Source organism: Mesorhizobium sp. WSM4829 (genome assembly GCF_055811475.1).
Genome location: NZ_JBVVQJ010000014.1, coordinates 112,132 through 132,687, shown reverse-complemented (window position 1 = coordinate 132,687; position 20,556 = coordinate 112,132). Strand labels below are relative to the sequence as shown.

The following is a 20,556-nucleotide window of genomic DNA, read 5'->3' as shown; positions in this document are numbered from 1 at the left end:
CGCCCGTCCCCTTTTTTCAAACTGCGGACCCCAGAGGCCCTGGTTGACGGCTTACTTGATGGCCTTGTCGGTGATGGCGGTCGTGTAGGCGCCGGTCGGCTCCTTGGTGATGATCTTCTGGTCGAGCAGCGCCTTGGCGGTGCGCGCGTAGGTCGCCGGGTCGAGCTTGCCGTCGGCATTGTCGATCAGCTTGGCGACTTCGCCCATCATGCGCTTCTGATGGTTCTCGTCCTGGCCGCCATTGTCCATGACGATGCCGGCCGCCTCGTCGGAATTGTCGACGGCGTATTTCCAGCCCTTCATCGAGGCGCGCACGAAACGCACCATCTTGTCCTCGAAGGCCGGATCCTTGAGCTTGTCCTCCAGGGCGTAGAGACCGTCCTCAAGCAGGTCGTTGCCCATGGCCGAGTAGTTGAACACGATCAGCTCTTCCGGCTTGTAGCCGGCATCGATGAGCTGCCAGTATTCGTTGTAGGTCATGACCGAAATACAATCCGCCTGCTTCTGGATCAGCGGCTGCACGTCGAAACTCTGCTTCAGCACGGTGACGCCATCCGGGCCGCCGTCGGTCTTCAAGCCGAGCTTGTTCATCCAGGCGTAGAACGGATACTCGTTGCCGAAGAACCAGACGCCGAGCGTATGGCCCTTGAAGTCGGCTTCGGTTTTGACCGGGCCGTCCTTCGGGCAGACCAGCTGCATGCCGGCCTTCTTGAACGGCTGGGCGATATTGACCAGCGGCACGCCCTTTTCGCGTGCGGCCAGCGCACCGCCCATCCAGTCGACGATGACGTCGGCGCCGCCACCGGCGATCACCTGCTCGGGCGCGATATCGGGGCCGCCCGGCTTGATCTCGACGTCGAGGCCCTCGGCCTCATAAAAACCCTTGTCCTTGGCGACGTAGTAGCCGGCGAACTGGGCCTGCGTGACCCATTTCAGCTGCAGCGTCACCTTGTCTGCGGCCATCGCCTGGAACGCGGCAAGCGACATCGCGCCGGCCAGCATCGAAACAACAAGTCTTTTCATGCTTTTACCCTCTGGAGTTAAGTGTTCACCCTTTTAGGACCAGGACCTTCAATCCACCCCTGATTCCAAACCCGCCACCGCCCTATCCACCACGGACGGAGGGATGCCAAAACGTGACTGCTCTCTCGAAAAGAGCGACCACGCCATAAAAGACCGAACCCGCAAGTGCTGCAACTGCGATTTCGGCCCAGACCATGTCGATATTCATCCGTCCGACTTCGGTCGAAATCCGGAATCCCATGCCGACCACCGGCGTGCCGAAGAACTCCGCGACGATGGCGCCGATCAGCGCCAGCGTCGAATTGATCTTCAGCGCATTGAAGATGAAGGGGGCTGCCGCCGGCAGCCGCAGCTTGAACAGCGTCTGCCAGTAGCTCGACGCATAGGTGCGCATCAGGTCGCGTTCCATATGGCCGGAGGCGGCAAGCCCCGCGACCGTGTTCACCAGCATCGGGAAGAAGGTCATGATGATGACGACGGCGGCCTTCGACTGCCAGTCGAAGCCGAACCACATGACCATGATCGGCGCCACACCGATGATCGGCAGCGCCGAGACCATATTGCCGATCGGCAAAAGCCCGCGGCGCAGGAACGGCACGCGGTCGGCCGCGATGGCGACGAGGAAGCCAGCACCGCTGCCAACCACATACCCAAAGATCACGGCCTTGAAGATGGTCTGCCGCACGTCGGCAGCCAGCACCGGCAACGAATTGGCGATGCGCACGCCGATGGCGCTTGGCGGCGGCAGCAGGATGAAAGGAATGCCGGCACCGCGCGTCACCGCCTCCCAGATGATCAAAATCCAGGCGCCGAAGATCGCCGGGATGATCAGCCGCAAAGCGGTCGCCGCCCAGCGCGAGGCCGGGCGAAGCGCTGACAGCACCGTCACGCAGCGCCAGGCCAGAAGCCATGCCGCGGCGAGCAGCAGATAGAACGAGGCGCGAGCGGTGCCTTCGTTGCCGGTTATGCCGGCGAGCAATAGCCACGCTGCGCCATGCGCCCCAAGAAACAGACAGGTCGCCGCGATTGCAGGTGGAAATTGATCCATCTGGATCGCAAACAGCAACAGGATGAAGATCAAAGCCACCGTCGCGATGTCATAGCCCGGCGTGGCAGTGACAAGCGGCGCCGAAAAAAGGCCGACGGCAAGCAGGACAAGCGCGGCATACCCTTGCCACGAACGGGGCGTGATCGACGCGAGGCTGAGGAGATCGCTCATGCCGGCCTGCCGCCCATGGCGCGGTCGACGAGGCGCCCGGCTATGCCGACCACCATCACCAAAAGAGCCGCCACCACCGAGCCCGCCACCAGCGCCGACCAGATATCGATGGTCTGGCTGTAATAGGCGCCGGCGAGCAGCTTGGCGCCGATGCCGGCGACGGCACCGGTCGGCAGTTCACCGACGATGGCGCCGACCAGGCTGGCGGCCACCGCCACCTTCATCGAGGTGAACAGGAACGGCACCGAAGCCGGCACGCGCAGTTTCCAGAAGGTCTGCGAGGGGCTGGCATTGTAGGTGTGCATCAGGTCGAGATGGGTGAGTTCGGGCGAACGCAGCCCTTTGACCATGCCGACCGCCACCGGAAAGAACGACAGATAGGTCGAGATCAGCGCCTTCGGGATCAGGCCGGTGACGCCGATCGCCGCCAGCACGACGATGATCATTGGCGCCACCGCCAGGATCGGAATGGTCTGCGAGGCGATGATCCACGGCATCAGGCTGCGGTCGAGCGTCGCCACATGGACGATGCCGACGGCAATCAGGATGCCGAGCGAGGTGCCGAAAGCGAAGCCGAGCAGCGTCGAGGACAGCGTCACCCAGGCATTGTAGACAAGGCTGCGATTGCTGGTGACCTTGCGCAGAAACGTGTTCTCGAAGAAATTCACCGCCACCTGATGCGGCGTCGGCAGCGTCGGCTTGGGCTGCGCCATCGTCTTGCCGATAAACTCCACGATCCCCGGCGTCTCGCCGGCACGGCGGTCGAGATCGCGCTGGAACGGCGCGTTGAGGATGACGGCGAAAACATACCAGACGACCACCACGCCTGCGAGGATCGAGGTCACCGGAACGATCTTGTCGCGAAAGGAGTCCATCTAGCGGTACTCGCCAGACGGATGCACGCTGTGCGTTACGCGAGGGGGTAACCACGCCTTCGTCATCCTAGGGCGAAGCAAGGAGCGAAGCGACGCGGCGCAGACCCTAGGATCCATGCCGTTACCTTCGCGCTCCGCAACGGTGCGGAACATCGCTCCCTGTCTGGAGGAAACGTCGGCTGCCATGGCTTGCCTGGCGGACACTCTGAACCGCTTGCGCCTTTCGGCTAATGTCACGGCATGGATCCTAGGGTCTGCGCAGGCCGCTTCGCGGCTGCTCCGCCCTAGGATGACGAACGTGGCCGCCCCCTCACCCGACCTCCGCTTCGCTCCGGCCACCCTCTCCCCGTCGGGGAGAGGAGGGAGCTCATCCCGCTCAATCCTCATAGCTGTGCTGTGCCCTGCCCTGCGCCGCGTCGCTTCGCTCTTTGCTTCGCCCTAGGATGACGAAGGCGTGGTTGGCCGCGCTCTCGATGAACGCCGCTTCGCGGCGGCTCCGCCCTAGTCTTACTGAGTAGACGAAGGCATGGGTGGGCCCGCTGGCACCGTAGGGGAGAGGAGGGAGCCCATCCCGCTCAATCCTCATAGCTGTGCCCTGCCCTGAGGCCGTCACGGACCCGCGCCGCGATCGCCAAAAACTCCGGCGTCTCGCGAATGTCGAGCGGCCGCTTTTTCGGCAGCGTCGATTCGATGACGTCGCTGACGCGGCCCGGGCGCGGCGACATGACGATGATCCGTGTCGACAGGTAAACCGCCTCGGGAATGGAATGGGTGACGAAGCAGATGGTCTTGTTGGTCCGATCCCAAAGCTCCAGCAGCTGTTCGTTGAGGTGGTCGCGCACGATCTCGTCCAGCGCGCCGAACGGCTCGTCCATCAACAGAAGATCGGCATCGAAGGCCAGCGCCCGCGCGATCGAGGCACGCTGCTGCATGCCGCCGGAAAGCTGCCACGGGTACTTCTGCTCGAAGCCGGACAGGTTGACGAGGTCGAGCGTGCGCTTGATGCGCGCCGCCTGCTCTGCCTTCGACAGGCCCATGATCTCCAGCGGCAGCGCCACATTGCGCTCGATCGTGCGCCACGGATAAAGTGCGGCCGCCTGGAATACATAGCCATAGGCGCGGTTTTCGCGCGCCTGCTCCGGCGTCACGCCATTGACGGAGATGCTTCCTGATGTCGGTTTCTCGAGATCGGCGATGACCCGCAGCAAGGTCGTCTTGCCGCAGCCGGACGGCCCGATGAAGGAGACGAATTCGCCCTTGCCGATGGTCAGGTCGACATTCGACAGCGCCTGCACCGGACCGTCGCTGGTCTGGAAGGTCAGGCCGAGCTTGCTTGCCGAAACGACGGCTGGCGACTGTCCGGTCATAGGCCGCAGCCCGGCTTTTCGCGTCGCCGCCGCGCCAGCCGGTTACCCGTTGCTTTTGCCAAAATGCTGCTTTCCACTTATCTTGTCCCACTCGATCGAGAGTTTGCCCGATGTCGTCCAAACCCACCTGCCATCTTATCCGCCCCGAAAGCTCTTATGAAGGCAAGCAGGGACTGAGTTATTTCGCCGGCATCGCCGCCGAAACGGTCGGCTCTACCGGCATCTGCATGCACCTGCTCACCATGCCGCCCGGTGCCCGCGCCAAGGCGCATATGCACGAAAGCCATGAAACGGCGATCTATGTGCTCTCCGGCGAGGTCCATACCTGGTATGGCGACCGGCTCGAGCAGCGGATCGTCGCCAAGGCCGGCGACCTTTTCTACATTCCCGCCGGCGTGCCGCATCTGCCGGCCAATCTGAGCGACAGCCCGGCCTCGGCGGTCATCGCCCGCACCGATCCCAACGAACAGGAAAGCGTCGTGCTGCTGCCGGAACTGGAGGGGCTGGTCGCGCGATAGGCGGGCTACCCGCCGGCCAATTGGTATCGGGCATAGAGACAGTGCAATCGCTTCAGGTTTGCGCTGCCCCCCGGCGCCGACTTCGACAAACACTAGCACCGGGACAGTACCGTCCTTGCGCAAGCTCACACCCCGGTCGCCGGAATACCTGACCGTTCCACCTTGCGCGGCGCGGAGATTTCCTTCCAGGTCGACAGCGCCCGGTTGACTGCGGCATTCGGCTCGCGAGCGACGAACTCGCCATGGCCGGGCTTCGCCTTGACTTCAGCCTCCTGGATCGACAGTTCGCCGCGCGAGAAGACGAAGCGCGGCAGGCCGGTCACCTCAACACCTTCGAAGACGTTGTAGTCGATCACCGACTGCTGTTTCTCGGAAGTGATCGTCTTTGTGCGCTTCGGGTCCCAGACGAGGATGTCGGCATCGGCGCCTTCGACGATGGCGCCCTTCTTCGGATACATGTTGAGGATTTTTGCGATGTTGGTCGAGGTCACCGCGACGAACTCGTTCATCGTCAGCCGGCCGGTGTTGACGCCGGTGGTCCACAGCACCGGCAAGCGGTCCTCGAGCCCGCCGGTGCCGTTTGGAATCTTGGTGAAATCGCCGACACCGTTGCGCTTCTGGCTGGTGGTGAAGGCGCAATGGTCAGTCGCCACCACTTGCAGTGATCCCGCCTGCAGGCCGGCCCACAGCGAATCCTGGTGCAGTTTGTTGCGGAACGGCGGGCTCATGACGCGGCGCGCCGCATGGTCCCAGTCCTTGTTGAAATATTCGCTCTCGTCGAGCGTCAGATGCTGGATCAGCGGCTCGCCGAACACCCGCATGCCTTTTTGGCGCGCCCGGCGAATGGCTTCATGGGCCTGCTCGCAGGAGACATGCACGACATAGAGCGGCACGCCGGCCATGTCGGCGATCATGATGGCGCGGTTGGTCGCCTCGCCTTCCACTTCCGGCGGCCGCGAATAGGCGTGCCCTTCGGGGCCGTTGTTGCCGGCGGCCAGCAGCTTCTGCGAAAGCGCCGCGACCACGTCGCCATTCTCGGCATGGACCAGCGGCAGCGCGCCAAGATCGGCGCAGCGCTGGAACGACGAATACATCTCGTCGTCATCGACCATCAGCGCGCCCTTGTAGGCCATGAAGTGCTTGAACGAGGTGATGCCCTTGTCGACCACGGTGGCCATCTCGTCGAATACCTGCTTGCCCCACCAGGTGATCGCCATGTGGAAGGAATAGTCGCAGGACGCCTTCGAGGTCTTGTTGTCCCACATCTGCAGGGCCTCGAGCAGCGACTGCTGCGGCGACGGCAGGCAGAAATCGACGACCATTGTGGTGCCGCCGGCAAGCGCGGCGCGGGTGCCGCTCTCGAAATCGTCGGCCGAATAAGTGCCCATGAACGGCATTTCGAGATGGGTGTGCGGATCGATGCCGCCCGGCATCACATAGCAGCCGGTGGCGTCGAACTCGTGGTCCCCATGCAGGTTCGAACCGATGGCGACGATCTTGCCGTGCTGCATCAGCACATCGGCTTTCCACGTACGATCGGCGGTGACGATGGTGCCGTTCCTGATGACCTTGGTCATTTTCTTGTTCCCTTTGTTCTCTTCGCGCTTCTTGGGGAGCGGCGTTCAGAATCCTGGTTTCTAGCTCACCCCACGATCTCCGCCGTCTCCACCACGGCGTGGAACAACACGTCGGCGCCGGCCGCCGCCCATTCCTTGGTGATTTCCTCGGCCTCGTTGTGGCTGAGCCCGTCGACGCAAGGGCACATCACCATGGCCGTCGGCGCGACGCGGTTGATCCAGCAGGCGTCGTGGCCGGCGCCGGAGACGATGTTGCGATGCGTATAACCCAGGCGCTCGGCCGCATCCCGCACGGCCTTGACGCAGCCCGGATCGAAAGTCACCGGATCGAAATGGCCGACCTGGTCAATTTGATATTGGATGTCGAGCGCTTCGCAGATCGTGTCGATGCCTTCGCGGATGCGCCCGTCCATGGCGTCGAGCACTTCCTTTTCCGGCGAGCGGATGTCGATGGTGAACATGGTGCGGCCGGCGATGATGTTGCGCGAGTTCGGATAGACCTCCATGTGGCCGACCGCACCGACGGCGTCGGGCTGGTAGTCCATGGCGATCTCGTGCACCAGTTCGATCACCCGCGCCATGCCGAGCCCGGCATTGCGGCGCTTCGGCATCGGCGTCGAGCCGGTATGCGCCTCCTTGCCGGTCAGCGTCACCTGCAGCCATTTCAATCCCTGGCCATGGGTGACGACGCCGATGTCGATGCCCTCGTCTTCGAGGATCGGGCCCTGCTCGATATGCAGCTCGAAGAAGGCGTGGATCTTGCGCTCACCGACTTTCTCGCTGCCTTTCCAGCCGATGCGTTCGAGCTCCTCGCCGAATTTTTTGCCGTCCTTGTCGACATGTTCGTAGACGTCGGCCTGATCGAGGACGCCGGCGAACACGCCGGATGCCATCATCGCCGGCGCAAAGCGCGCGCCTTCCTCGTTCGTCCAGTTGGTGACGACGATCGGGTGTTTTGTCTTGATGCCGAGCTCGTTGAGCGAGCGCACGATCTCCAGGCCGCCGAGCACGCCGAGCACGCCGTCATACTTGCCGCCGGTCGGCTGGGTGTCGAGATGGCTGCCGACATAGACCGGCGGCAGATCGGGCTCGGTGCCCTCGCGGCGGGCAAACATCGTGCCCATCTCGTCGAGGCCCATTTCAAGTCCCGCCGCCTCGCACCAGCCCTTGAACAGCTGCCGCCCCTCGCCGTCCGCGTCGGTTAACGTCTGGCGATTGTTGCCGCCGGCAACGCCGGGGCCGATCTTCGCCATCTCCATTATCGAATCCCACAAACGGTCTGAATTGATTCGCAGATTCTCGCCCGGAGCGGCCATTTTAATACCTTTTCGATTGCGGCACGCCGGCGTCCCCCTCCCCCTCGAGGGGAGGGTGACCGCGAAGCGGTCGGGTGGGGTCGCCGAACATGCGCGCGACCTTCTCCTTGACCACTTGCGCGACATGCCAAGCGCTGTTTATGACATCAGGCTCGTCAACGCGGAAGACATCGAACCCGAGCGATCGCAGATAGGCATCACGGACAGTATCGTGCCGCTTGCCCCTCTCCTGCTCGTGCAAGTCGCCATCCACTTCCACGACCAGCTTTACCGCAAGACAGGCGAAGTCGACGATATAGGGTCCGATCGGGCACTGGCGACGGAACTTGATACCGGCCGATTTCAGCTCGCGCAGTTCATACCACAGCAGGGATTCGCCCTTGGTCGCGTGAACTCGAAGCGCCCGCGCCTTTTGGCGCATTTCGAAGCTCACGCGGGTACGGGGCATCAGAAATAACCTCGCAGCAAAAGGTCAGGTCGGCGCGCGTCGCCACCGACCCCACCCGACCGCTTCGCGGCCACCCTCCCCTCAAGGGGGAGGGAACGCTGCCGCCCGTCCTTCAATCCACCGCCCTCAGCACTTCACGCACATGGTCGATCAATTCGTTGATCTGGCCCTTGGTGATGATCAGCGGCGGCGACAGCGCGATGATGTCGCCGGTGGTGCGGATCAGCGCGCCGCGCTCGAACGCTTTCACAAAAGCCGAGAAGGCACGCTTGGTCGGACTGCCGGGGATGGGCGCCAGCTCGATCGCGCCGATCAGGCCGATGTTTCTGATGTCGATGACGTTCGGCTCGCCCTTCAGCGAATGCAGCGCGTCTTCCCAATACGGCGCCAGTTCCTCGCCGCGGGTCAGCAGGCCCTCTTCCTTATAGGTATCGAGCGTGCCGAGCGCCGCCGCACAGGCGATCGGATTGCCCGAATAGGTGTAGCCGTGGAAGAACTCGATCATATGCTCGGGGCCGGTCATGAAGGCGTCGTGGATTTCCTTCTTGACGAACACCGCGCCCATCGGGATGACGCCGTTGGAGACGCCCTTGGCGGTGGTCATGATGTCGGGCGTGACGGCGAAATAGTCGGCGGCAAACGGCGTGCCGAGACGGCCGAAGCCGGTGATGACCTCGTCGAAGATCAAAAGGATGCCGTGCTTGGTGCAAATCTCGCGCAGCCTCTCGAGATAGCCCTTCGGCGGCAGGATGACGCCGGTGGAACCGGCCACCGGCTCGACGATGACGGCCGCGATGGTCGAGGCGTCGTGCAGCGCGACGATGCGCTCCAACTCGTTGGCCAGTTCCGCGCCATGCTCGGGCACGCCCTTGGTGAACGAATTCTTCTCGGGCAGGTGGGTGTGCGGCATGTGGTCGACACCGCCGAGCAGCGTGCCGAACATCTTGCGGTTGGTGACGATGCCGCCGACCGAGATGCCGCCGAAATTGACGCCGTGATAGCCGCGCTCGCGGCCGATCAGGCGGGTGCGCGAGCCCTCGCCTCTGGCGCGGTGATAGGCGATCGCCATCTTCAGCGCGGTCTCGACCGATTCCGATCCGGAATTGGTGAAGAACACGTGGTCCATGCCCTCCGGCGCCAGGTCGACCAAACGGTTCGCCAGTTCGAAGACGATCGGGTGACCCATCTGGAACGCCGGCGCATAGTCGAGCTCGGCGGCCTGGCTCTGGATCGCCTCGGTGATCTTCGGCCGGCAGTGGCCGGCATTGACGCACCACAGGCCGGCAGTGCCGTCTAAAACCGTGCGACCGTCGCTCGTCGTGTAATGCATGTCCTTGGCGGACACCATCATGCGCGGCGCCTGCTTGAACTGCCGGTTTGCCGTGAACGGCATCCAGAATGCGCTGAGATCGTTCGGCGTGACTTTCAGCCGGTTGGACATGACCAAGACTTCCCCTTGTAACCTGTTTCGGTGCGGCTAACGCTTGGTCTTCCCGACACTTGGTCTCTGCTGCGTTTTCGTGCTACGCAAATTTTGACCGATTGGACAAACGTTAGCACCGCCCTGTCGGCGGTCAAGGGATTACTAGCGGAAATGCGGCAGCTGAGGCGCGCTCCACAGGCCGGAGAAAAACTGGTCCAGAGAATTGGTCCAGATGGCTCTCCAAGCCATGGTATGCCGCAGTGACGGCCGACATGGAAATTCCCGCTCCTCGCCGCACCCGCATCCAGCAGGAAAAGCGCGAGCTGATCCTGGAGGCGGCGCTCGAGGTGTTCTCGACCAGCGGCTTTCGCGGCTCGACCATCGACCAGATCGCCGAAGCCGCCGGCATGTCGAAGCCGAACCTGCTCTACTATTTCCGCCGCAAGGAGGACATCCACGAGACGCTGATGCAGCGGCTCCTCGACACCTGGCTGGCGCCGCTGCGCGAACTCGACGACATCGGCGATCCCTTGACCGAATTGCGCAGCTATATCAGGCGCAAGCTCGAAATGGCGCGCGATTTCCCCAGGGAAAGCCGCCTGTTCGCCAACGAGATCCTGCAGGGCGCGCCGCGCATCATGCCGATGCTGGAAGGCGAGCTGAAGACGCTGGTCGACGAGAAGGCCGCCGTCATCAAGGGCTGGATGCGCGCCGGCAAGATCGCGCCCACCGACCCCTGGCACCTGATCTTCTCGATCTGGGCGACGACGCAGCACTATGCCGATTTCGACGTTCAGGTCCGCGCCGTGCTCGGCCCCGACCGCGGCGGCGACGGCCGCTTCGAGGATGCTGCAAGGTTTCTCGAACAATTGTTCATCGACGGGCTGAAGCCGAAGAGCTGACGCTTCAGCAATATGGTTTGACAGATTGAGACCGTTTGCCAGAGGCTACGGTGGCTGCCTCCGCGAGGCGGCCACCGAACCGTCAAAGCGGCTGCGCCGCCAGCGCCAGGAAACCTCCGGTCAGCGCCACGTTGCCAACAAAGCCGTTGATGCGCGACGCACGCTCGGGCCCCTGATGATCCCAGAAATTGTGGAACATCGGCGTGGCCACCATCAGGAACAGCACCAGGCACAGAGCCGCGGCAGCGGTCCAGACACCTGATATCACCAGCGCTCCGGAAACGATTTGCAGGACGATCCCCAGCCACAGCATCAGCCGCGCCTGCGGCACGCCTCGCATCGTCATCAACTGGGTCAGGAAGCCTGCATTCTGGATGTTGCGCAGGCCGGCAAAGACAAAGGCGCCGCCAAGCAGCAGGCGTGCGGCAACCAGAATCTCATTCTCAAAATTCGACAACATGGTCTTGATCCCAAAGCAAAAAGAGACGCACGGCGTTAAGGCCGCGCATTCCAGTTTCGCCCACTCAGGCGGCCTTGGCTGCCGCTAACGGATGAATGGCGTGGAAGGGAACGCAGAGCCGGTTCCAGGTGTTGATCATGCCGATCGCGACGGACAGCTTGACCAGTTCCTCTTCCGAGAAGTGTTCGAGCGTGCGAGCGTAGAGATCGTCCGGCACGCCGCTGTCGGCGATCTTCGTCACCATTTCGGTCCAGGCGAAGGCGGCGCGTTCGCGCTCGGAAAACAGCGGCGATTCCTTCCAAGCGGAGACGAGATAGAGCCGCTGCTCGGTCTCGCCATCACGGCGCGCCTCGCGGCTATGCATCTCGACGCAGTAGGAACAGCCATTGATCTGCGACGCCCGCAGCTTGACCAGATGCAGCAGGCTTGCCTCGAGCCCGCACTCGTCGACCGCCTTGTTGAGCGCCGATACCGCTTTCATGATTTCTGGCGCCGCGCCGAAGAATTGCAGCCTCTGTTTCATTCTCTTACCCTTCACGCTTGCTTGGTTGAACTGGATTTTTGCGGTCGTTGATGACGCTCGACAAAGGCGCAGTTGGCGGCGACTGAACGAGGATCGGCATCGCTCACGTATTCCGCAACGATGTCGGACAGCCGGGCCTCGGCAAGATGGGCGCGATAGGCGCGCTCGGCCTTCAGCATCGCGACGCTGATGCCGCAGGGTTTGACATAGGCCGAAGCATCGAGCCTGGCCGGCCCGCGCTGACGAATTTCGCCGCAGCGGAAGGCCGGTTCGCGTCCTTCGACGGCGAGCACGATGTCGAGCAGCGTTATGCGCTCCGCCGGCCGCGCCAGCCGGTAACCGCCCGATGGCCCCGGCACCGATTCCAGGATGCCCGACGCCGTCAGCGCGTTGAGATGCTTGAGCAGATAGCTTGGCGACAGGCCGAACGCTTCCGCCATGGTAGCACCCGGCATGGTCGCCGCGCCTTCCACGCCGGCAAGCATGGCGGCGCAGTGGATGGCCGCTTCAACGCCCTCGCCCAGCTTCATTGTTTTGAGTCCCAATTCATGGATATATATTATCGTGGATAAATTTTATCCGCAATGGGAATTAAGAGTCTCGACTCTGGATGGATTGCCGGCGATTTTATCCGATCGATGGCGCCGCCCCTCATTGCCCTGCCGGGCATTTCTCCCCGTAAACGGGGGAAAGACGCCGGCATCGAAGTTTTCGCCAATCTCCAGCGTTGCAGAATAGAGAGCCAAGGCCGCGGACAGCGGGCTTCTCCGCGTTTACGGGGAGAAGGTGCCGGCAGGCGGATGAGGGGCAGCGCCGACCTCGACAATTAAACCGGACGAAACCGATCTGGCGCTTCGACCAAACTTACTCCGCGGCCACCTTGGCCATCGGATTGTTCGGATGCGTCGTCCAGTTGGCGTAGACCGGCGACACCGGTCTGCCGGTGCGCTGGTCGATGACGCCGGCCGCCAGCGGTTCCATGGTGATACAGTTCTCGACCGGGCAGACATTGACGCAGAGGTTGCAGCCGACGCATTCGGCTTCGATCACCTCGAAATGCCTGACGCCGTCGACGATTGCGGTGATCGCCTGGTGCGAAGTGTCCTCGCAGGCGATGTGGCAGCGGCCGCATTTGATACACGCATCCTGGTCGATATGCGCCTTGGCGACGTAATTGAGGTTGAGATATTGCCAGTCGGTGACGTTGGGCGTGGCGCGGCCGACGATGTCGTCGAGCGAGGCATGGCCCTTCTCGTCCATCCAGTTTTCGAGACCGGCGATCATCTCCTGCACGATCTTGAAGCCATAGGTCATCGCCGCCGTGCACACCTGCACATTGCCGGCGCCGAGCGCCATGAATTCGGCAGCGTCGCGCCAGGTGGTGATGCCGCCGATGCCGGAGATCGGCAAGCCGTGCGTTTCCGGATCGCGGGCGATCTCGGCGACCATGTTCATGGCGATCGGCTTCACCGCCGGGCCGCAATAGCCGCCATGCGAACCCTTGCCGTCGATCGTCGGCTCCGGTGCGAAACTGTCGAGATTGACGCCGGTGATCGAATTGATGGTGTTGATCAGCGACACCGCGTCGGTGCCGCCGGCATGGGCGGCGCGCGCCGGCTTTCGTATGTCGGTGATGTTCGGCGTCAGCTTGGTGATCACAGGCATGCGGGTGTTGGCCTTGCACCAGCGCACCACCATTTCGATGTATTCCGGCACTTGGCCGACGGCGGCACCCATGCCGCGTTCCGACATGCCGTGCGGGCAGCCGAAATTGAGCTCGATGCCATCGGCCCCGGTCTCCTCGACCACCGGCAGGATCGCCTTCCACGCATGCTCCTCGCAAGGCACCATCAGCGAGACGACGATGGCGCGGTCGGGCCAGTCCATCTTGACCTGCTTGATCTCGCGCAGATTGGTCTGCAAGTCGCGGTCGGTGATCAGTTCGATGTTGTTCAAGCCGAGCAGGCGGCGATCGGCGCCCCAGATCGCGCCATAGCGCGGGCCGTTGACATTGACCACCGGCGGCCCCTCTTCGCCGAGCGTCTTCCAGACCACGCCGCCCCAGCCCGCCCTGAAGGCGCGGATGACATTGTAGGCCTTGTCGGTCGGCGGCGCCGAGGCCAGCCAGAACGGATTCGGCGATTTGATGCCGACGAAATTGTTTCTGATATCTGCCATGCTCATGCCCTCCCGTTCGAGGTCAGTGCCCGGTGGATCGATTCGGCCGCGTCGCGCCCCTGCGCGACTGCCGAGACGGTGAGGTCGTCGCCGCCATAGATGCAGTCGCCGCCGGCCCAGACGTTTGGCAGCGAGGTGCGGCCTTCGGCGTCGACCTTGATGCGGCCGGCTTCCAGCGCCAGCAAGGCGCCGCTGCCGTTGAGCGCAGCCGGGACAAAGCTCTGGCCGATCGCCTTGAACACCTGGTCGGCGGTGAGCGTCAGCCGCTCGCCGGTGCCGACGAGTTTCTCGCCATCCATCGCCGTATATTCAAGCTCGATGCCCGATACCTTGCCGCCTTCGGCAATGACCCGCTTCGGCTGCAGCCAGTGACGGATGATGACGCCGTTGGCTGCGGCCAGGTCCTGCTCGAATTCCGAGGCGTTCATGTGCTCCTGGCCGCGCCGGTAGCAGATCGTCACCTCTTCGGCGCCGAGCAGCTTTGATTGCACCGCCGCGTCGATCGCCGTCATACCGCCGCCGATGACGACGATGCGCCGGCCGACCGGCAGGCTGGCAAGATCGCTGGCCTGGCGAAGCTCGGCAATGAACTCCACCGCATTGGTGACGCCTTGCGCGTCCTCGCCGTCGGCGCGCAGCTCGTTGACGCCGCCAAGCCCCATGCCGAGGAACACCGCATCGTAATTCCTGGTCAGGTCCGACAGCTGGTAATCGCGGCCGAGCGCCTTGCCGTTCTGGATGTCGATGCCGCCGATCGAAATGACATAGTCGACCTCGGCCTGGGCAAAATTGTCGATGCTCTTGTAAGCGGCGATGCCGTATTCATTGAGACCGCCGGCTTTCGGGCGCGCCTCGAGGATGGTCACGTCGTGACCGTGGCGGGCGAGCCGATGGGCGGCGGCAAGCCCGGCCGGTCCGGCGCCGACCACGGCGACCGTCTTGCCGGTCGGAGCGGCGCGCGCATAGAACTGCTTGTTCTCAGCCATCGCGACATCGGTGGCATAACGCTGCAGGCGGCCGATCTGCACCGGCTTGCCTTCAGCCACTTCGCGCACGCAGACCTCTTCGCACAGCGTCTCGGTCGGGCAGACGCGGGCGCACATGCCGCCCAAAATGTTCTGGTCGAAAATCGTCCTGGCCGAGCCGATCGGATTGCCGGTCGAGATCTGGCGGATGAACAGCGGGATGTCGATCGAGGTCGGGCATGCATTCATGCACGGCGCATCGTAGCAGAAATAGCAGCGATCGGACTCGACCAGCGCCTCGTGATGATCGAGCGGCGGATGCAGGTCGGAAAAATTATCGGCATATTGCTCGGGCGAAAGCCGCCCGCCGGCAATGCCCTGCTTGAAATGACCAGTCGCCATTCCGCTTCCCCATTCCTTGTTGTTTCGCGGAAGGCTAGCACGTTTTGTTTTTTTATCAATTGGTCAATTTTCGACGCAAGCCGCTGAAAAGCCACGACAAAACATGATACAAATACTCATGTTTTCTATATTGGCCTTGGCTGTCGGAATTCCGTCGCGAAGATCGTCCTAGATGGATCACGCATGATCGATGACTGGAAACCCAAGGAGCACGACAATGCCAAACTCCCCGACGTCCTTCTTCTGGTACGAGCTGATGACCACCGATCTCGACGCTGCCGAAGCGTTCTACACCGACGTGGTGGGCTGGAAGGCGCAGCCCTTCGACGGCGCGCCCGGCATGCCGCGCTATATCGTGATGAATGTCGGCGAGCGCGGCGTTGCCGGGCTGATGACGCAGCCGGACGAAGTGCGCAAGACGGGCATGCCGCCAGCCTGGGTCGGTTACATCCATACCGGGGATGTCGATGCTTCGACGAAATCGCTGAAGGGGGCCGGCGGTGCGGTTCACCGCGAACCCGATGACATTCCAGGCGTCGGCCGTTTTGCCGTCGTCGCCGATCCGCAAGGCGCGGTCTTCAACTTCCTGCAGCCCGACGGTCCCGACCAACCTGCCCTGCCGGCCACCACTCCCGGCAATATCGGCTGGCATGAACTCTACACGACCGACTGGCACGCCGCGTTCGATTTCTATGCCGGGCAATTCGGCTGGACCAAGGGCGACGCCATGGATATGGGGCCGATGGGCACCTACCAGCTGTTTGCCGCCGGCGGCGAACCTGTCGGCGGCATGATGAACAAGCCCGAGCAGGTTCCGGTGCCGGTCTGGCAGTTCTATTTCAATGTCCCCGCAATCGACGCGGCGGCCAAGCGTGTCACCGATAATGGCGGCACGATCCTGATGGGACCGATGGAGGTTCCCGGCGGCGGCTGGATCGTGATTTGCACGGACCCACAGGGTGCTCATTTCGCGCTGACGGCGCCGGTGCGGTAGCTGGATCAGGCGTAACCCGAAGGGCGGTTGTTGGTCGCGGTTGGCGCTCTACGGCGCCCCCCTCTGTCCTGCCGACCTCGCGAAATGGGCGCCGCCATCACCCTCGCATCCGCTCGAGATTCGCGTCGAACAGCGGCGTCGGCTGCACCCGTGCGGTGTAGCGCTTGCCCAAGAGCTCGATCTCGAAACCATCGGCCTCGTCGGCGATCTCCTTCGGCACATAGCCCAGGGCCACGGACGCCTTTGAATGATGTGCGTAGCCGCCTGACGTGACCCAGCCGCGCACCGCGCCGTCGAACCAGATCGGCTCGTCGCCGATGACGTCGGCGTCTGCCGCATCGACGACAAAGGCGCGCAGCCGCAGCTTGCCGCCTTGCTGGCGCTCGGCGAGTGCCGCCTGCTTGCCGATGAAATCGGTTTCTTTCCCGTAGGCGACGAAACGGTCGAGCCCGGCCTCCAGCGGTCCGTAGATCGGCCGGTATTCGCGCGCCCACGAGCCGTAATTCTTCTCCAGCCGCAGCGCGTTGAGCGCGCGCGCGCCGAACAGGCCGATGCCGAAGTCTTCGCCGGCCGCCATCAGGGTCTGGTACGCGGCACGCTGATATTCCGGCGCCACCCAGATCTCGTAGCCGAGATCGCCGGTGTAGCTGACGCGGCCGACCAGGCACGGCGCCATGCCGATATCCATCCTGGCCGTCGCCATGAACGGAAACGCCGCATTCGACACATCCGCCCGCGTGGCTTTTGCCAGCACGTCCCGCGCCCTCGGACCGGCAATCGACAGGCCCGTCAGTCTCGCCCCCAGCGCCTCGATATGGACCGAGCCATCTTGCGGCAGATGCGCCTCGAACCAGCGCATGTGATACTGCTCGGCAATGCCGGAACCGGCGAGGAACCAGCCCTCCCCGTTGGAATTGCCGCTGCCGAGATTGGCCAGCGAAAAGTCGCCGATCAGCCTGCCGTCTTCTTTCAGCATCGGCGCCAGCGTCATGCGGCCGGGCTTTGGCAGCCTGCAGGCAAGCAGGCGGTCGAGCCAGGCTGCCGCGCCCGCGCCCGTCACCCTGTATTTGGCGAAGGACGAGATTTCCGACAGGCCGACACTTGTCCGCACCGTCCTCACCTCTTTTGCGACATGCTCGAAATCGCTCGAGCGCCGCCACGAGAACTCGTCCCTGACGCCTTCGGGCGCATACCACAGCGGCACTTCCAGCCCATAGGCCACACCCCACTGCGCGCCCTTGGCCGACAAGAGGTCGTAGACCGGCGTGGTCTTGAGCGGCCGCCCGGCAGGCAGTTCCTCATTGGGGAAGCGGATGGAAAAACGCCGCGAATAATTCTCGCGCACCTTGGCGTTGGTGTAGGCCATCGTTGCCCAGTCGCCGTAGCGAGAGACGTCCATCGCCCAGATGTCGGCGCCGGGATCGCCCTCGATCATCCAGTTCGACAGCGCCAGGCCAACACCGCCGCCCTGCGAAAAGCCGGCCATGACGCCGCAGGCGACCCAGAAGCCCGGCAGGCCGCGCACCGGGCCGACCAACGGGTTGCCGTCGGGCGCGAAGGTGAACGGGCCGTTGATGATCTGCTTGATGCCGGTGTTCTGGAAGGCCGGGAAATGCCGAAACCCGACTTCCAATGACGGCGCGATGCGGTCGATGTCGGGCTCGAGCAGCTCGTGGCCGAAATTCCACGGTGTCTGGAACTCGGACCATGGCTTGTTGGCCTTCTCATAGGTGCCCATCAGCATGCCGCCGCGCTCCTGGCGCAGATAGAGCTCGCCGTCGAAATCGACCGCGTGGATGATCTCCGTGCCGGTCTTCTGGTTCCAGGCGGCGACCTCCGGCATGTCCTCGGTGATCAGGTACATGTGCTCCATCGCCAGCACCGGCAGTTCGAGGCCCACCATGCGGCCGACCTCGCGCGCCCACAGGCCGCCGGCGTTGACGACATGCTCGGCCACCACCTCGCCCTTGTTGGTGATGATCCGCCACAACCCGTCGGCGCGGCGCACGATATCCTCGACCTTGGTGAAGCGCTCAACCTCGGCGCCAAGTTTTCTGGCCGCCTTGGCATAGGCGTGGGTGACGCCGGACGGGTCGAGATGACCGTCCTCCTTGTTGCGCACCGCGCCGACGAACTGTTTCGGGTCGAGCAGCGGCATCAACTCGGCCGCCTCATCAGGCGAGATCTCCTCGAGGTCGATGCCGAGATAGCGGCCCTTGGCGACAACGCCGCGCAGCCAGTCGAGCCGCGCCTCGGTCGCCGCCAGAAGCACGCCACCGGTCAGATGCACGCCGGTCGCCTGGCCGGACAGCTCCTCGATCTCCTTGTAGAGCGAGATCGTGTATTTCTGCAGCTTGGCGACGTTGGGATCGCCATTGATCGTGTGCATGCCGCCGGCCGCGTGCCAGGTCGAGCCGGAAGTCAGCTCGTCGCGCTCCAGAAGCACAATGTCGGTCCAGCCGTGACGGGCGAGATGGAACAGCACCGAACAGCCGACAACGCCTCCGCCAATGACCACGACCTTCGCATGCGATTTCATGGGTTTTCTCGTTATTTCAGGGAGTTGGAGGGGTGAGATGAATCGGTGCGGGAGGAGCCAAGCCACACGGGCGCAAGCCTTCGACCATCACGGCTCGCCCTGCCCGATCGCTTCCTTGCGCCTGGCCACATACGCCTCCAGCGCCTCGCGCACGGCAATATCAAGCGTCGGTTCGACATGATCCTCCAGCGCTTTCTTCCACAGCCGCGTCGCCCGCGCCGTGGCGTCTAGCCCGCCGGCCTCCTGCCAGGCCTCGTAGTTCTGCCAATTCGAGAGCATCGGCTGGTAGAAGGCGGTTGCATAGCGCTCCAGCGTGTGCGGCTCGCCGAAGAAATGGCCGCCGGTCGGCACCGCACCCAGCGCCTCGACGGCGAGTTCCGCCTCGTTGACTTCGATCGGGCGCAAAAACTCCACCATGTGCTGGATCATCTCGACGTCGATGATGAACTTTTCGAACGATGCGGTCAGCCCGCCCTCCTGCCAGCCGGCTGCGTGGTAGACGAGATTGCCGTGGCCGAGCACCGCGCCCCACAGCGCCATCAGCGTCTCATAGGCGCCTTGCGCGTCGGCGGCGTTGGAGGCCGAGCCCGGCGTCGTCCGGTAGGGCAGTCCATAGCGCCGCGCCAATTGCCCGGAGGCGATGTTGGCCTTGGTGTTCTCTGGCGTGCCAAAGGCCGGCGCACCGGACTTCATGTCGACATTGGAGGTGAAGGCGCCATACATGAGCGGGGCGCCAGGGCGGACAAGCTGCGTCAAGACCACGCCGAACAGCGCCTCGGCGTTCTGTTGCGCCAGCGCGCCGGCAAGCGTCACCGGGCTCATCGCCCCCATCAGCGTGAACGGCGTCACCGCAACCGACTGGCCGAACTCGGCCATGGTCATCAGCCCTTCGGCCATCATCTCGTCGAAGCGGCGCGGCGAGTTGACCGAGATGATGGTGGTGACGCCGGGATCGTCGCGCATCTGGTCGAGGCTCAAGCCCCGCGAAATCGCCATCATTTCGATGCCATCCAGCGCCCTGCCGCGGCCGATCGCCGAGACGTGAAAACTCTTGTCGGTCAGCGTCAGATTGGCGAAATAGGTGTCGAGGTGGCGTGAATTGGCCGGCAGTTCCACCGGTGCGCAGACCTGGTTGCCGAGCATGTGGATGCAGTTGAAATGCTGCGCCAGCCGGGTGAGATCGCAATAGTCGCGCAAATTGCCGGCGCGCCGGCCGCGTTCCATGTCATGCACGTTCGGCGGTCCGGCGACGAGCGTAAAATTGATGGTGTTGCCGCCGAGATGGACTGTGTGGGCCGGGTTGCGCGGCGTCAGCGTATAGCTGGACCGCGTCGTCTTCAGTGCCTCGTCGACCATGCCGCGGTCGATGCGGACAGTCATCGACGCATGATCGACCTTGGCGCCGGCCTTCTCGAACAGCGAAAGCGCCCGCGGGCTCATCACCTCGATGCCGAAATTCTCCAGAATGTGCATCGACGCCTGGTGGATCGCCTCGATCTGGTCGGCCGAGAGCATCGCCATCGGCGGATAGGGATTTGTCACGCGGCGCAACGGCAGTTGCGGGATGGCGGCCGGTCCCCTGTTGCTGGTCCGCTCGGCGCCGCGCTTGCGTCTCGGTTCGGTCATGCGGCGCATCAAAGCGCCGGCACGACGATCGGGCTGTCAGAAATCCGCCGCCTGCAGGCGCGATTTTAGCCAAGGCGGCATTTTGGGATTTTCGTGCCGACAAAAGCGACGGAAAACGTCGGAATATCTATCCTCGCTGTATCGCGGCCAAGCGGCCGATCAGCCGTTAAGGAACGCTGCAAGATTCCTTTTATGTTTTCG

Annotated in this window: 18 protein-coding genes; 3 read left to right on the top strand and 15 right to left on the bottom strand. The window is 63.5% G+C overall.

Features of this window, described 5'->3' with window-relative positions; genetic code table 11:
• Nucleotides 1–51 precede the first annotated feature (51 nt).
• The 4 genes from AC0L17_RS16035 to AC0L17_RS16020 all read right to left on the bottom strand — a co-directional run bounded on the left by AC0L17_RS16035 (nt 52) and on the right by AC0L17_RS16020 (nt 4,484).
• On the bottom strand, nt 52–1,023 hold the full coding sequence (locus tag AC0L17_RS16035) for an ABC transporter substrate-binding protein (RefSeq protein ID WP_023798699.1): 972 nt from the start codon (nt 1,021–1,023) through the stop codon (nt 52–54).
• Between the two features lie 82 nt (nt 1,024–1,105).
• Nucleotides 1,106–2,242: an ABC transporter permease gene (locus AC0L17_RS16030; protein WP_473516531.1), complete on the bottom strand. Its 1,137-nt coding sequence runs from the start codon at nt 2,240–2,242 to the stop codon at nt 1,106–1,108.
• The gene (locus tag AC0L17_RS16025; protein WP_473516530.1) at nt 2,239–3,117 is read right to left on the bottom strand and encodes an ABC transporter permease; all 879 of its coding nucleotides are present in this window, start codon (nt 3,115–3,117) and stop codon (nt 2,239–2,241) included. Before AC0L17_RS16025 ends, AC0L17_RS16030 begins: the two co-directional genes overlap by 4 nt.
• 575 nt (nt 3,118–3,692) lie before the next feature.
• A complete protein-coding gene (locus tag AC0L17_RS16020) occupies nt 3,693–4,484 on the bottom strand; it encodes an ABC transporter ATP-binding protein (RefSeq protein WP_091600271.1) in 792 nt (263 codons plus the stop codon).
• A gap of 110 nt (nt 4,485–4,594) precedes the next feature.
• On the opposite strand from AC0L17_RS16020, the gene AC0L17_RS16015 reads away from it, so the two are divergent.
• Entirely contained in the window at nt 4,595–5,002 is a 408-nt protein-coding gene (locus AC0L17_RS16015) for a cupin domain-containing protein (RefSeq protein WP_091600272.1), read from the top strand.
• A gap of 125 nt (nt 5,003–5,127) precedes the next feature.
• On the opposite strand, the gene hydA is transcribed toward AC0L17_RS16015, so the two are convergent.
• From hydA to aptA, 4 genes are all read right to left on the bottom strand, one after another.
• Nucleotides 5,128–6,579, bottom strand: a complete 1,452-nt coding sequence (hydA, locus tag AC0L17_RS16010; protein WP_473516529.1) for a dihydropyrimidinase — start codon at nt 6,577–6,579, stop codon at nt 5,128–5,130.
• A gap of 65 nt (nt 6,580–6,644) precedes the next feature.
• Nucleotides 6,645–7,895, bottom strand: a complete 1,251-nt coding sequence (locus AC0L17_RS16005) for a Zn-dependent hydrolase (protein ID WP_473516528.1) — start codon at nt 7,893–7,895, stop codon at nt 6,645–6,647.
• Nucleotide 7,896: 1 nt separating this feature from the next.
• Nucleotides 7,897–8,316: an endonuclease domain-containing protein gene (locus tag AC0L17_RS16000; protein ID WP_473516527.1), complete on the bottom strand. Its 420-nt coding sequence runs from the start codon at nt 8,314–8,316 to the stop codon at nt 7,897–7,899.
• 139 nt (nt 8,317–8,455) lie between these two features.
• The gene (gene aptA, locus AC0L17_RS15995) at nt 8,456–9,784 is read right to left on the bottom strand and encodes an omega-aminotransferase AptA (protein ID WP_473516526.1); all 1,329 of its coding nucleotides are present in this window, start codon (nt 9,782–9,784) and stop codon (nt 8,456–8,458) included.
• A 254-nt stretch (nt 9,785–10,038) separates the two neighbouring features.
• On the opposite strand from aptA, the gene AC0L17_RS15990 reads away from it, so the two are divergent.
• Nucleotides 10,039–10,668: a TetR family transcriptional regulator C-terminal domain-containing protein gene (locus AC0L17_RS15990; RefSeq protein ID WP_128174246.1), complete on the top strand. Its 630-nt coding sequence runs from the start codon at nt 10,039–10,041 to the stop codon at nt 10,666–10,668.
• A gap of 82 nt (nt 10,669–10,750) precedes the next feature.
• Here the strand turns inward: AC0L17_RS15990 and AC0L17_RS15985 are convergent, their stop codons facing one another.
• From AC0L17_RS15985 to AC0L17_RS15965, 5 genes are all read right to left on the bottom strand, one after another.
• Nucleotides 10,751–11,128, bottom strand: coding sequence for a DoxX family protein (locus tag AC0L17_RS15985; protein ID WP_473516525.1), 378 nt, complete (start codon nt 11,126–11,128; stop codon nt 10,751–10,753).
• Nucleotides 11,129–11,192: 64 nt separating this feature from the next.
• Nucleotides 11,193–11,651 (bottom strand): carboxymuconolactone decarboxylase family protein, encoded by a 459-nt coding sequence (locus AC0L17_RS15980; protein ID WP_473516524.1) that lies wholly within the window; start codon nt 11,649–11,651, stop codon nt 11,193–11,195.
• Nucleotides 11,652–11,662: 11 nt separating this feature from the next.
• Complete coding sequence (locus AC0L17_RS15975; protein WP_473516523.1) at nt 11,663–12,181, bottom strand: RrF2 family transcriptional regulator; 519 nt, start codon at nt 12,179–12,181, stop codon at nt 11,663–11,665.
• Between the two features lie 334 nt (nt 12,182–12,515).
• A complete protein-coding gene (gene preA / locus AC0L17_RS15970; protein ID WP_473516522.1) occupies nt 12,516–13,829 on the bottom strand; it encodes an NAD-dependent dihydropyrimidine dehydrogenase subunit PreA in 1,314 nt (437 codons plus the stop codon).
• A gap of 2 nt (nt 13,830–13,831) precedes the next feature.
• Nucleotides 13,832–15,196: an NAD(P)-dependent oxidoreductase gene (locus AC0L17_RS15965; protein WP_473516521.1), complete on the bottom strand. Its 1,365-nt coding sequence runs from the start codon at nt 15,194–15,196 to the stop codon at nt 13,832–13,834.
• A gap of 217 nt (nt 15,197–15,413) precedes the next feature.
• On the opposite strand from AC0L17_RS15965, the gene AC0L17_RS15960 reads away from it, so the two are divergent.
• A complete protein-coding gene (locus AC0L17_RS15960; RefSeq protein WP_473516520.1) occupies nt 15,414–16,190 on the top strand; it encodes a VOC family protein in 777 nt (258 codons plus the stop codon).
• A gap of 97 nt (nt 16,191–16,287) precedes the next feature.
• Here the strand turns inward: AC0L17_RS15960 and AC0L17_RS15955 are convergent, their stop codons facing one another.
• Nucleotides 16,288–18,729 (bottom strand): GcvT family protein, encoded by a 2,442-nt coding sequence (locus AC0L17_RS15955; protein WP_473516519.1) that lies wholly within the window; start codon nt 18,727–18,729, stop codon nt 16,288–16,290.
• 87 nt (nt 18,730–18,816) lie between these two features.
• Nucleotides 18,817–20,355, bottom strand: a complete 1,539-nt coding sequence (locus AC0L17_RS15950) for a trimethylamine methyltransferase family protein (protein ID WP_473516518.1) — start codon at nt 20,353–20,355, stop codon at nt 18,817–18,819.
• Nucleotides 20,356–20,556 lie beyond the last annotated feature (201 nt).

Bases quoted from the DNA above. Each gene is read 5' to 3' on its own strand.
- AC0L17_RS16035 (WP_023798699.1), bottom strand. From the start codon at position 1,023: ATGAAAAGACTTGTTGTTTCGATGCTGGCCGGCGCGATGTCGCTTGCC.
- AC0L17_RS16030 (WP_473516531.1), bottom strand. From the start codon at position 2,242: ATGAGCGATCTCCTCAGCCTCGCGTCGATCACGCCCCGTTCGTGGCAA.
- AC0L17_RS16025 (WP_473516530.1), bottom strand. From the start codon at position 3,117: ATGGACTCCTTTCGCGACAAGATCGTTCCGGTGACCTCGATCCTCGCA.
- AC0L17_RS16020 (WP_091600271.1), bottom strand. From the start codon at position 4,484: ATGACCGGACAGTCGCCAGCCGTCGTTTCGGCAAGCAAGCTCGGCCTG.
- AC0L17_RS16015 (WP_091600272.1), top strand. From the start codon at position 4,595: ATGTCGTCCAAACCCACCTGCCATCTTATCCGCCCCGAAAGCTCTTAT.
- hydA (WP_473516529.1), bottom strand. From the start codon at position 6,579: ATGACCAAGGTCATCAGGAACGGCACCATCGTCACCGCCGATCGTACG.
- AC0L17_RS16005 (WP_473516528.1), bottom strand. From the start codon at position 7,895: ATGGCCGCTCCGGGCGAGAATCTGCGAATCAATTCAGACCGTTTGTGG.
- AC0L17_RS16000 (WP_473516527.1), bottom strand. From the start codon at position 8,316: ATGCGCCAAAAGGCGCGGGCGCTTCGAGTTCACGCGACCAAGGGCGAA.
- aptA (WP_473516526.1), bottom strand. From the start codon at position 9,784: ATGTCCAACCGGCTGAAAGTCACGCCGAACGATCTCAGCGCATTCTGG.
- AC0L17_RS15990 (WP_128174246.1), top strand. From the start codon at position 10,039: ATGGAAATTCCCGCTCCTCGCCGCACCCGCATCCAGCAGGAAAAGCGC.
- AC0L17_RS15985 (WP_473516525.1), bottom strand. From the start codon at position 11,128: ATGTTGTCGAATTTTGAGAATGAGATTCTGGTTGCCGCACGCCTGCTG.
- AC0L17_RS15980 (WP_473516524.1), bottom strand. From the start codon at position 11,651: ATGAAACAGAGGCTGCAATTCTTCGGCGCGGCGCCAGAAATCATGAAA.
- AC0L17_RS15975 (WP_473516523.1), bottom strand. From the start codon at position 12,181: ATGAAGCTGGGCGAGGGCGTTGAAGCGGCCATCCACTGCGCCGCCATG.
- preA (WP_473516522.1), bottom strand. From the start codon at position 13,829: ATGGCAGATATCAGAAACAATTTCGTCGGCATCAAATCGCCGAATCCG.
- AC0L17_RS15965 (WP_473516521.1), bottom strand. From the start codon at position 15,196: ATGGCGACTGGTCATTTCAAGCAGGGCATTGCCGGCGGGCGGCTTTCG.
- AC0L17_RS15960 (WP_473516520.1), top strand. From the start codon at position 15,414: ATGCCAAACTCCCCGACGTCCTTCTTCTGGTACGAGCTGATGACCACC.
- AC0L17_RS15955 (WP_473516519.1), bottom strand. From the start codon at position 18,729: ATGAAATCGCATGCGAAGGTCGTGGTCATTGGCGGAGGCGTTGTCGGC.
- AC0L17_RS15950 (WP_473516518.1), bottom strand. From the start codon at position 20,355: ATGACCGAACCGAGACGCAAGCGCGGCGCCGAGCGGACCAGCAACAGG.